This is a genomic window from Nocardia sp. NPDC003693 (assembly GCF_053981095.1).
Genome location: NZ_JBSFNO010000063.1, coordinates 24,523 through 35,777, shown reverse-complemented (window position 1 = coordinate 35,777; position 11,255 = coordinate 24,523). Strand labels below are relative to the sequence as shown.

At 69.1% G+C, this 11,255-nt stretch carries 7 protein-coding genes; 4 read left to right on the top strand and 3 right to left on the bottom strand.

Features of this window, described 5'->3' with window-relative positions:
* Positions 1 to 213: 213 nt before the first annotated feature.
* The 3 genes from ACWDOP_RS37530 to ACWDOP_RS37520 all read left to right on the top strand — a co-directional run bounded on the left by ACWDOP_RS37530 (position 214) and on the right by ACWDOP_RS37520 (position 3,227).
* Entirely contained in the window at positions 214 to 627 is a 414-nt protein-coding gene (locus tag ACWDOP_RS37530) for a VOC family protein (protein WP_454202827.1), read from the top strand.
* An 82-nt stretch (positions 628 to 709) separates the two neighbouring features.
* The gene (locus ACWDOP_RS37525; RefSeq protein ID WP_456348865.1) at positions 710 to 2,443 is read left to right on the top strand and encodes a molybdopterin-dependent oxidoreductase; all 1,734 of its coding nucleotides are present in this window, start codon (positions 710 to 712) and stop codon (positions 2,441 to 2,443) included.
* A 163-nt stretch (positions 2,444 to 2,606) separates the two neighbouring features.
* Positions 2,607 to 3,227 carry a Uma2 family endonuclease gene (locus ACWDOP_RS37520; protein ID WP_456348864.1) on the top strand — a complete coding sequence of 207 codons (621 nt, stop codon included), beginning with the start codon at positions 2,607 to 2,609 and terminating at the stop codon, positions 3,225 to 3,227.
* 110 nt (positions 3,228 to 3,337) lie between these two features.
* Here the strand turns inward: ACWDOP_RS37520 and ACWDOP_RS37515 are convergent, their stop codons facing one another.
* Positions 3,338 to 4,813 (bottom strand): DHA2 family efflux MFS transporter permease subunit, encoded by a 1,476-nt coding sequence (locus ACWDOP_RS37515; RefSeq protein ID WP_456348863.1) that lies wholly within the window; start codon positions 4,811 to 4,813, stop codon positions 3,338 to 3,340.
* Between the two features lie 60 nt (positions 4,814 to 4,873).
* Positions 4,874 to 5,587 (bottom strand): PadR family transcriptional regulator, encoded by a 714-nt coding sequence (locus ACWDOP_RS37510; protein ID WP_456348862.1) that lies wholly within the window; start codon positions 5,585 to 5,587, stop codon positions 4,874 to 4,876.
* 285 nt (positions 5,588 to 5,872) lie between these two features.
* Between ACWDOP_RS37510 and ACWDOP_RS37505 the strand changes: the two genes are divergently transcribed.
* Positions 5,873 to 7,201, top strand: coding sequence for a vWA domain-containing protein (locus ACWDOP_RS37505; protein ID WP_456348861.1), 1,329 nt, complete (start codon positions 5,873 to 5,875; stop codon positions 7,199 to 7,201).
* Positions 7,202 to 7,375: 174 nt separating this feature from the next.
* On the opposite strand, the gene ACWDOP_RS37500 is transcribed toward ACWDOP_RS37505, so the two are convergent.
* Entirely contained in the window at positions 7,376 to 11,167 is a 3,792-nt protein-coding gene (locus ACWDOP_RS37500; protein WP_456348860.1) for a multifunctional oxoglutarate decarboxylase/oxoglutarate dehydrogenase thiamine pyrophosphate-binding subunit/dihydrolipoyllysine-residue succinyltransferase subunit, read from the bottom strand.
* Between the last annotated feature and the right edge of the window lie 88 nt (positions 11,168 to 11,255).

Below are 11,255 nucleotides of genomic sequence, written 5' to 3'. Positions count from 1 at the left end.
GTCGAACGAGGCGCCGCCCGCGGACATGTCCGCGGGCGGCGCTTTTTCGTCGGGGTCGCAGCCGGCGCTGTGGTGTCCGGTGCGCTCGGGCTCGGCTGCGTGCCGAATCGTGTGCGGCCCGTCGCGTGGCCGATGAAATTCGGGCATCCCGGTCGTCATACCCTGTGGGTGGCACGCGTTCGGCCACCCGAGGAATCGACCGAGGAGGCAGACATGACCGCTGTGAATCCGTATCTCGTCTTCAACGGCAATGCCGAGGAGGCATTCGTCTTCTATCGGTCCGTGCTCGGCGGGGAGCTCCAGATCGCCCGCTTCGCCGACATGGGCGGCACCGACGACTTTCCGGCGGAGTTCCGCGACAAGGTCGCGAACGTGACCTTGCCGCTGGGCGATTCGCTGCTCATGGGCTCGGACGTCCCGCCGGGGCAGACGGTGAGCTTCGACCGTCCGGCGTTCTCGGTGAGCCTGGACGTGGACAGCGCGGCCGAGGCCCAGCGGGTGTTCGACGCGTTCGCCGCCGGCGGGCAGGTCGCGATGCCGCTCGGCAAGACCGAGTGGGCCGAGGCGTTCGGGATGATCACCGACAAGTTCTCGATCCCGTGGATGATCAACTACGCCCCGCGCTGACGCTCACCACCCCCGCGCCCGTCACGGTTATGTCACCGGCGGGCCGTGGGGAAGCGGCGAATCGGGCAGTAGGGTCGGGGGTGTGACCGGTCGTGGATTCCGGATAGGGAGTGGCATCGTCGCCGCCGGGGTGACCCTCGGGGTCGCCGAGGTCGTCGCGGCGTTCATCGGTCCGGACTCGGGCCCGCTGCAGGCCGTGGGAGCGTGGGTCGTCGACCACACGCCCGACGGGGTGCGGGAATGGGCCATCCAGAGCTTCGGGACCAACGACAAGCTCGTGCTGTTCGTGGTCATGGGCGTCGTGGCTGTGCTGGTCGCCGGCGTCGCGGGGCTCGTCGAGCGGTCCGCGCGGCCTGCGGGGTCGGTGCTGTTCGCGGGATTCGGGCTGGCGGCCGCTCTCGCGGCGCTCTCGCGGTCGCAGGCCTCGTGGACGTGGACGCTGCCCGCGCTGCTGGGCACGTGGGCCGGAATCATGGTGCTGCGCACGCTGATCGACCGCGTCGAGGACTGGGCGGGCGTCGTTGCGGCCGCAGGTGCGGGCGCGCTCGATTCGGCTCATGCGGCGACGCGAGACCGTGAATCGTCGCCTATATCGGACGTATCTGAGTCCGGCACCGGCCGGTCGGCGGGCGGGACAACCGACCTCGATCCGGTGACCGGGCCGGGCGGTGGGCCCTCGGGGGCGGAACCGGCGGGCGCGCAACGGGTAACGAGCGGCCGGGGCAGCGCGACGGCCGACGATGTCGCGGTCGAGCGGCGGCTCGTGGTGCGGGGGATCGTGATCGCGGCGGGCGCGGGTATCGGGGCGGGGATCGCGGGGCGCGTGCTGGGGGCGCGGACGCGGAGCGTGGCGGGGGAGCGGGCCGAGGTCGTGCTGCCCACGCCGAAAGGCGTTCCCGTCGTGGTGGATCCGGCGGCCGACCTGCGGCTGCCGGGGCTCACGCCGTATCTCACGCCGAACGCCGATTTCTATCGCATCGACACCGCGCTCACCGTGCCGCAGCTGAGCCGGGAGAACTGGTCGCTGCGGATCCACGGCATGGTCGATCGCGAAATCCGGTTGAGCTGGGCCGATCTCGACGCGCGGACGCCGGTCGAGCGGCTCGTCACCCTGGCGTGCGTGTCGAATCCCGTGGGCGGGGACCTGATCGGCAACGCGCAGTGGCTGGGGTATCGGCTCGACGAGCTCATCGCCGAGGCCGGGCCGCACCCGGACGCCGACATGGTGATGTCCCGCAGCGTCGACGGGTTCACCGCGGGCAGCCCGCTGGCCGCGCTCACCGACGGCCGCGACGCGCTGCTGGCGGTGGGCATGAACGGCGAGCCGCTGCCGACCGCGCACGGCTACCCGGCCCGGCTGGTGGTGCCGGGACTGTACGGATACGTCTCGGCGACCAAGTGGGTCACCGAACTCGAGATCACCAGATTCGATCGCGCGCAGGCGTATTGGACCAAACGCGGCTGGTCGGAGCGGGGCCCGATCAAGACCGGCACCCGCATCGACACCCCGCGCGGCGGCACCCTCGCGCCGGGCACGGTCACCGTCGCCGGCGTCGCGTGGGCGCAGCATCGCGGGATCCGCGGCGTCGAGGTCCGCGTCGACAACGGCGAATGGCGGCCCGCGCGCCTGGCCGCGGAACCCACCATCGACACCTGGCGGCAGTGGGCCTTCGACTGGCAGGCCGAGCCCGGCGTGCACACGCTGTGGGCGCGCGCCACCGACGGCACGGGCGAGACCCAGACCGCCGACCGCCGCGACGTGGTGCCCGACGGCGCCAGCGGCTATCCCTCGGTGACGATCCGCGTCGGAGGCTGAGCGGCCCGCACTCGCCGAAACCCGGTGTGGTTCGACCGATTTGCCGTGCTGCCCGGAGGTTTTCGGTGTGGCAAAGTGCCGAACGGCCTCTTGGCCGCCGCCGCGGGATTACGATCGGCGCTGCCCGTCGACCCCCGTCCGAGCCCATCCGAGGGAGCCCCGCGTGACCGGAGTACTGGAGTGGGCGCGGGCGGAGAACCTGCAGCCGGAGCCGCTCACGCTCGACCACTGGCACCAGCTCCCCCGGGAGTTCGCCCGGCTCGTCGAAGTGGTGAACGGCGACATCGTGCGCGCCGAAGCCCCGAGTCTCTGGCACGGCAACGCGGCCAAGCACCTGTCGTCGATGTTCGAGAGCGCAGCCGAAACCCATATGAGCCGCTACCAGGACGGCGTGCTCTACGTCGGCACCGGCCTGGACGTGCTGCTGTGGGAGACCCCGCGCCTCACCGTGCGCAGGCCCGACATCGTCATGTTCTCCTGCAGCCCTTCGGAAATGGGCCTGCTGCCCGCCTCGCGCATCCGCGTCGTGGTGGAGGTGGTGACCCCGGTCAGCGAACGCGTGGACACCACCGACAAGCAGGCGGAGTACGCCGCGGCCGGAATCCCCTGGTACTGGCTGGTCTACATGGATCGCGACCGGGTCGCCTACATCCAGACCTTCGTCCTGGTGCTCGGGCACTACCGCCCGCATCGCCGCCTGCTGCCGATCGTCGGGGAAACGGTGCTGGACATGCCGATCGAGATCCGCCTCGACTGGCACTGGCTCATCGCGCTGGCCTACTGACCTCGGATACGAACAGGCTCCCGGCCGTGAAAACGATCGGGAGCCTGCCTATTTCGCTGTGTGAGAGGTGAGATCGGCTGTCTGGCAACCGATCCGCGCGCGGGAACCGATCAGCTCGCGACGGTCTCCTTGTCGAGCCGTGCCTCGGACTGCTCGGCCGACTTCCCGTGCCCCACGAACAGCGCCGAGGCCACCACGCCGATCAGCAGAATGAACCCGGGCAGCAGCATCGACTGGCTCAGCGCCGTGCTGACCTTGTCCAGCACCGCGTCGGGCAGCTTCGCCATTCCCGCGCCGCCCTCGTGGATCGGTCCGGCGGGCAGGTTCTGCGCCGCGATCCGCGAGGACATCAGCGCGGCGATCGCCGCCGAACCCAGGACCGAACCCACCTGGCGGGTGGTGTTGTAGACGCCCGCGCCCGCACCGGCCTGCGAGACCGGCAGATTGTGCGTCGCGGTGGTGGCCAGCGGCGCCCAGATGCACGCGTTGGCGATACCGGCCACGCCGCCGATGACCAGGAACGCCAGGATCGAGGCGTCCGGCTTCATCAGCGCGGCGAAGGCGAAGATCGTCGCCGAGAACGCGGCGAAACCGATGGTCGGGAACACCCGGGGCGGCATCCGATCGGACAGCTTGCCCACGATGGGCGCGAAGACGCCGGTCAGAATCGCCATGGGCGCCAGCACCAGCGCCGACCGGGTGGGCGACATGTCGCGCACCTGCTGCAGGTAGAAGTAGAACGGCACGAAGACCGCGGTCACCGAGGCGCCCATGGCCGCGATGGCCAGGTTCGACATGGCGAAGTTGCGGTCCTTGAACAGGCTCAGCGGCACGAGCGGCTCACCGGTGTTGCGGGCCTGGTTGACGATGAACAGGCCGAGCACCACCACGCCCGCGGCGATCAGCAGCCAGATCAGCGCGTCCCAATCGCGGGTGTTGCCTTCCTGGATGCCGAAGACCAGCAGGAACATGCCCACGGCCGACAGCGCGACGCCAACCAGATCGAACTTGTGCTCGTGCGTCGGCAGCGCGGGCACCAGCCAGACGGCCAGGGCGAACGCGATGATGCCGATCGGGACGTTGACGTAGAAGATCCACTCCCAGCCCTGCCAGTCCACCAGCACGCCGCCCAGGATCGGGCCGACCAGGGTGGCCAGGCCGGCGACGCCGCCCCACAGTCCCATGGCCGCGCCGCGCTTGTCCGGCGGGAAGGTACGGGTGATGACGGCCATCGTCTGCGGGGTCATGAGCGCGGCGCCCAGACCCTGGACCGCGCGGGCGGCGATCAGCATCTCGATGCTGCCGGACATGGCGCACCACAGCGAGGCGGCGGTGAACACGGCCAGGCCGATGAGGTAGATGTTCTTGGGGCCGAAGCGATCTCCGAGCCGGCCGGTGATCAGCAGCGGCACCGCGTAGGCGAGCAGGTAGGCGCTGGTCACCCAGATGACCTTGCTGATATCGGCGTTCAGATCGTCCATGATGGCCGGGTTGGCCACCGCGACGATGGTCATATCCAACAGGATCATGAAGAAGCCGACGACCAGCGCGTACAGCGCCAGCCACGGATTGCGTTCGGTGGACATGGATTCAGGTTTCCTGTCTGGCGGGGGCGGCCGAAAAGGGCTGCCCGGAAAGAGAAGTGGTCACGAGGCGCTCGGTCCGAGCGGGTTGCGGCCCTCGCGGACCGCGGCCACGTCGTCGGCGCTCAGGCCCGCGCCCCAATCCGAGCCCAGGCTTTCGGTCGGCAGGATTTCGAGGCGTTCGCCGGTCTCCGGGTCGAACTCCTCCCAGGGCAGCTCGCCGCTCTCCAGGTCGGCGACGAAGGCACGGACCCACTCGCCCTCGGTGACGTTGAGCGCGTGCATGTATTCGATGACGGCCCAGAAACGACGCGGCACCTGCCGGCTCACCGCCCACTCGCGCAGCGCCTCGATCTCGGCGCTGCGACCGTCTATCCAGGTCAGGCGTTCGCGCAAGAGCGCGATCACTTCCTGCACCGGCAAATTGTGCGCCTCGGCCAGGGCGACCGGGAAGGCCGGGTACTCCTTGATCGGCAGGCGCAGGAGCTCGGTGATGCGGGCCCGCAGCCGGGCGCGGCCCTCCGAGCGGATGCGGTAGATGGTGCGTTCGGGCCGGTTGCCCGCCCGATCCGTGCCCTCCGCGAGCACCAGTCCCTGCTCCGCCAGGCGCGCCACCGTGTGGTACAGCGAGCCGGGCTTGATCTTGACCAGTTCGTCCTCGTGGCGGGTCATGAGCAGCTGATACATCTCGTACGGATGCATGGGCCGCTCCTCCAGCAGCGCGAGTACCGCGATCGCCATCGGCGTCAGCGCCACACCCGCCTGCTTCCGGTTCACTCGGGCCTCCATCCTCCAAGCCAAATATTCCACGTGGAATATACGACCGGGAGCATTCCTGGAACAAGGGTCCGCTCACCGTCTGTGAAACACCTCACCGGGCCGAATAATTGCCCGGTTCGGCCCCGAAGTCGCCCGGCGCGCGATCGGGCAGGTCGCTCGGCGGCCGGACCGTGTGCGATGGCGGACGCGCCGCGATTGCCGCGGGGTGGCCGGAACGATCGCGGTGGCGGCGCGCCTTTCGTAGGCTGGCAGCCGAAAACCCGCGCGCACGAAGGAGCAGTCATGGTCGCCACGCTGACGAAGGGGCAGAACGCCCCGCTGGAGGCGGCGGGCGTCGCGATCTCGGTGCGCAGCGCCGCGGCCGTGGACGTGTCCGCGTTGCTGGTGACCGCGGACGGGAAGGTGCGCTCGGACGCGGACTTCGTCTTCTTCAATCAGCCGTCCGGGCCCGGGGTCGATTTCGTGGCGGGTTCGCCCGCGTCGCTGTGGGTTTCACCCGCGGCCGTGCCCGCCGAGATCGACCAGGTGCGCGTGGTGCTGACCCTGGACGATCCGGCCGCCACCTTCGGGGGCTTCGCGCCGCCGGTCGTCGCCGTGGGAGACAGCTCGGGAAACACGCTGTGCGAGTACACGGTCGAGGGGCTCGACACCGAATCCGTGGTCATCGCCCTGGAGATCTATCGCCGCGCGCAGGCGTGGAAGGTGCGCGCGGTGGGGCAGGGGTACGCGGGCGGATTCGCCGCGCTGGTCACCGATCACGGTGTGAGCGTGGATGATTCGCCGGAGCCCGCCGCGGCTTCGGCAACCGCGCCCGCCGGAGCCGCCGCATCCGCACCCGCCGCGCCCGCGCCCGCCGCGCCCGCGCCCGCCCTGGCCCAGCTGGAAATCCGCAGCGTCCCTGGCGAATCCGCCCTCCCCGCCGAACAGCGCGAGCGCCTCGACTTCCGCAAGCGCGAGGTCGCGAAGGTGCTGCTCACCAAGCAGGCCACCGGTGTGCGCGCCCGCGTCGTGCTCGTCATCGACAAGACCGGCAGCATGCGCAAGCTGTACAACGAGAAGGTGGTGCACCGGGTGGTCGAGCGCATGATCCCCATCGCGATCCAGCTGGACGACGACGGCGTGCTCGAGCCCTACCTGTATGCCCGCGACTTCCTGAAGCTCCCGAACATCACCGTCGAACAAGCGCATTCGTGGACCGAGAAGTACCTGCACCTGTCCGGCACCCGCGAGGGCCTGGACTACGACTTCATCGGCCTCGGCAACGTCGAGATGCCGATCATGCGCGAGGTCATGCGCACCCTGAAGCCCGGCGGCCCGCCCACCCTGGTGCTGTTCTTCACCGACGGCGGCTTCGCCAAGAAACGCGAGATCGCCGGCCTGATGCGCGAGGCCGCGAACCTCCCCGCCTTCTGGCAGTTCATCGGCCTCGGCAAGGCCAACTTCGGCGTCCTGCACACCCTCGACGAGCTCGACGGCCGCACCGTCGACAACGCGGGCTTCTTCCCCGCCCTCGACATAGACGAGCTCGACGATCCCGCCCTCTACACGAGTCTGCTCGGCGAGTTCCCCGACTGGCTCCGCGCGGCGCGGGCGGCAGGCATCAGCCGCTGATCCGCGCCGGGGCCGACGGCTGCCCCGGTGATCTCGGGACCCGTACCCGCGGTGGGCGATTCCGGCCGAGAGCGTGCCGGGCGGAGCGAGCCGGACCACCTGCCGCAGGTGCTCGAACGCAACGGGGCCGGACCTCCAGAAGGAGATCCGGCCCCGCGGCGGAACGGTTTTCGCCTAGGAGGTCGGGCTCATGGCCTCGGCGATGATCTCGGCCTGCTCCACCGCGTGCACCTTCGACGAACCCGAGGACGGGGCCGACATGGCGCGGCGGGAGATCCGGCGCAGCTTCGCGAAGCGGGCGGGAAGGATCTCCGGGAGGTTCAGGCCGAAGAAGGGCCAGGCGCCCTGGTTGGCCGGTTCCTCCTGGACCCACGCCAGATCGGTGGCGTTGGCGTAGCCCTCCAGGGCCTCGTTGAGGCGGAACTTCGGGATCGGGTACAGCTGCTCGACGCGCACGATCGCGAGATCGTCGCGGTTGTTCTTGACCTTCTCCGCGAGCAGCTCGTAGTAGATCTTGCCCGAGGTCAGCAGCACGCGCTTGACCTTCGAACGATCACCGTCGCCGGTCTCGTAGGTGGGCTCCTCGAGCACGCTGCGGAACTTGTTGTCCGTGAAGTCCTCGATGTCGGAGACCACGGCCTTGTTGCGCAGCATGGACTTCGGGGTGAAGACCACCAGCGGGCGGCGGATGCCGTCCAGCGCGTGCCGGCGCAGCAGGTGGAAGTAGTTCGACGGCGTGGACGGAACCGCCACGGTCATCGAACCCTCGGCGCACAACTGCAGGAAGCGCTCGATACGGCCGGAGGTGTGGTCCGGGCCCTGGCCCTCGTGACCGTGCGGCAGCAGCAGCACGACCTCGGAGAGCTGGCCCCACTTGGCCTCACCGGAGGAGATGAACTCGTCGATGATGGTCTGCGCGCCGTTGACGAAGTCACCGAACTGCGCTTCCCACAGCACGAGTGCGTCCGGGTTGCCGAGCGAGTAGCCGTATTCGAAACCGACGGCGGCGAATTCGGACAGCGCGGAGTCGTGCACCGCGAACCAGCCGGCCTTCTCGGACCCGATGTTGTGCAGCGGGGTGTACTCGCCACCGGTCTTGCGGTCGATGATGACCGAGTGCCGCTGGGTGAAGGTGCCGCGCCGCGAGTCCTGACCGGTCAGGCGCACCGCGTGACCCTGATCGATCAGCGTGCCGAAGGCCAGCAGCTCGGCGAAGGCCCAGTCGACCTTGCCCTCGTACGCCATCTCCTTGCGGCGGTCCAGGACCGGCTTGACGCGCGGGTGCACGCTGAAGCCCTCGGGCACGTTCACGAACGCGTCACCGATGCGCTGCAGCACCGACTTGTCCACGGCCGTGACCATGTTCGCCGGCATCTGCTGCTCGTCCTCGACGGACTCGGACTTCTCGGGCCGGTACTTCTCCAGTTCGCGAACCTCGTTGAAGATCCGCTCCAGCTGGCCCTGGTAGTCGCGCAGCGCGTCCTCGGCCTCCTTCATGGAGATGTCGCCGCGGCCGATGAGCGATTCGGTGTAGGTCTTGCGCACCGAGCGCTTGGTGTCGATGACGTCGTACATGTACGGCTGGGTCATCGACGGGTCGTCGCCCTCGTTGTGGCCGCGACGGCGGTAGCAGATCAGGTCGATCACGACGTCGCGGTTGAACTTCTGGCGGTAGTCGACGGCCAGCTTGGCGACCCACACGCACGCCTCGGGGTCGTCGCCGTTCACGTGGAAGATCGGCGCGCCGATGAACTTCGCGATGTCCGTGGAGTATTCGGTGGAGCGCGAGTACTCCGGCGAGGTGGTGAAGCCGATCTGGTTGTTCACCACGATGTGCACGGTGCCGCCGGTGCGGTAGCCGCGCAGACCCGACAGGTTCAGGGTCTCGGCGACGACGCCCTGACCCGCGAACGCCGCGTCACCGTGCAGCATGAGCGGCACGACCGAGAAGGTGCGCGCCTCTTCGCCCTTGGTGACGAGGTCTTCCTTGGTGAGCAGATCCTGCTTGGCGCGCACCAGGCCCTCGAGGACCGGGTCGACCGCTTCCAGGTGCGAGGGGTTGGCGGTCAGCGACACCTCGATGTCGTTGTCGCCGAACATCTGGATGTAGGTGCCGCGCGCGCCCAGGTGGTACTTCACGTCGCCGGAGCCGTGCGTGGCCGCCGGGTTCATGTTGCCCTCGAACTCGGTGAAGATCTTCGAGTAGGGCTTGCCGACGATGTTGGCGAGCACGTTCAGGCGGCCGCGGTGCGGCATGCCGATGACGACCTCGTCGAGGGCGTACTCGGCGCACTGGTCGATGACGCCGTCCATCATCGGGATGACGGCCTCGGCGCCCTCGAGCGAGAAGCGCTTCTGGCCGACGTACTTGGTGGCCAGGAAGGTCTCGAACGCCTCGGCCGCGTTGAGCCGGGACATGATGTACTTCTGCTCGGCGACCGAGGGCTTCTCGTGCTTCTGCTCGACCCGGTCCTGAATCCACTGCAGCTGTTCGGGATCCAGGATGTGGGTGTACTCCACACCCACGTGCCGGCAGTACGCGTCGCGCAGGATCGACAGCACGTCGCGCAGCTTCATGCGCTCCTTGCCGTGGAAGCCGGCGACGTTGAACTCGCGGTCGAGGTCCCACAGGGTCAGCCCGTGCTGGGTGACATCGAGGTCCGGGTGCGAGCGGAACTTGTCGTGCACCAGCCGCAGCGGGTCGGTGTCGGCCATGAGGTGACCGCGGTTGCGGTACGCGGAGATCATCTCCTGGACGCGGGTCGACTTGTCGATGCCGCGTTCCTTGATGTCCTTGCGCCAGCGGACCGGCTCGTAGGGCACACCCATGCCGTGGAAGATCTCGTCGTAGAACTCGTCCGAGATCAGCAGGTTGTGCACGGCGCGCAGGAAGTCGCCGGACTCCGCGCCCTGGATGATGCGGTGATCGTAGGTCGAGGTCAGCGTCTGGAGCTTGCCGATGCCGATGTCGGCCAGCTGCTCGTCGGCCATGCCCTGGAACTCGGCCGGGTACTCCATGGCGCCGGCGCCGATGATCGCGCCCTGTCCGGGCATGAGCCGCGGCACCGAGTGGTTGGTGCCGATGGTGCCCGGGTTGGTCAGCGAGATGGTGACGCCGCTGAAGTCGTCGTTGGTGAGCTTGCCCGCGCGCGCCCGTCGCACGACATCCTCGTACGCGGTGTGGAACTGCGCGAAGGTCATGTCTTCGGTGTTCTTGATGGCCGCGACGGCGAGGGTGCGGTTGCCGTCCTTGCCCTGCAGGTCGATGGCCAGGCCGAGGTTGGTGTGCGCGGGGGTGACCGCGTTCGGCTTGCCGTCGATCTCGGCGAAGTGCCGGTTCATGTTCGGGAAGGACTTGATGCCCTGCACGATGGCGTAACCCAGCAGGTGGGTGAAGGAGATCTTGCCGCCGCGGGTGCGGGCGAGGTGGTTGTTGATGACCAGCCGGTTGTCGATCATCAGCTTCGCGGGGATGGCCCGGACGCTGGTGGCGGTGGGGATGGTCAGCGAGGCCGACATGTTCTTGACGATGGCCGCGGCCGGACCGCGCAGCACCTTGGACTCGTCGGCGGATTCGGTCTTCGGCGCGCCCGCGGTGGGGGCGGCGTTGGACGTCTTGGCCGGAACGGTCTGGGGCGCGCGCTCCTGGGTGGGCGCGGCGGCCGGGGCGGGCGCCGGGGCCGGTGCGGGCTTCGGCGCGGCGGGGGCCGCGGGGGCGGCGGCCTTGGCGGGCGCCGGAGCCGCCTTGGGGGCGGGCGCGGGAGCCGCGGCGGCGGGAGCGGGGGCTACTGCCTGGCTGTTGCCGGAGTCGCCGGTGGCTTCCGGCGTGTAGTCCGCGAGGAACTCGTGCCAGCTCTCATCGACCGACGACGGGTCTTGCTTGTACTTCTGGTACATCTCGTCGACGAGCCACTGGTTCTGTCCGAACTGGGATGTTGAGCTGCTCACAGCAGGTGTTCGCCTCATTTCGTTCTTCGCGCTGCGACGTTTGTGACGTGCCCGGCACGGGTAATCGGCGGATGCGCACCGACGCGCCCCCTCTGAGGATATGCCC

Coding starts and splice junctions, on each gene's coding strand:
- ACWDOP_RS37505 (WP_456348861.1), top strand. CDS start 5,873: ATGGTCGCCACGCTGACGAAGGGGCAGAACGCCCCGCTGGAGGCGGCG.
- ACWDOP_RS37530 (WP_454202827.1), top strand. CDS start 214: ATGACCGCTGTGAATCCGTATCTCGTCTTCAACGGCAATGCCGAGGAG.
- ACWDOP_RS37500 (WP_456348860.1), bottom strand. CDS start 11,167: ATGAGGCGAACACCTGCTGTGAGCAGCTCAACATCCCAGTTCGGACAG.
- ACWDOP_RS37515 (WP_456348863.1), bottom strand. CDS start 4,813: ATGTCCACCGAACGCAATCCGTGGCTGGCGCTGTACGCGCTGGTCGTC.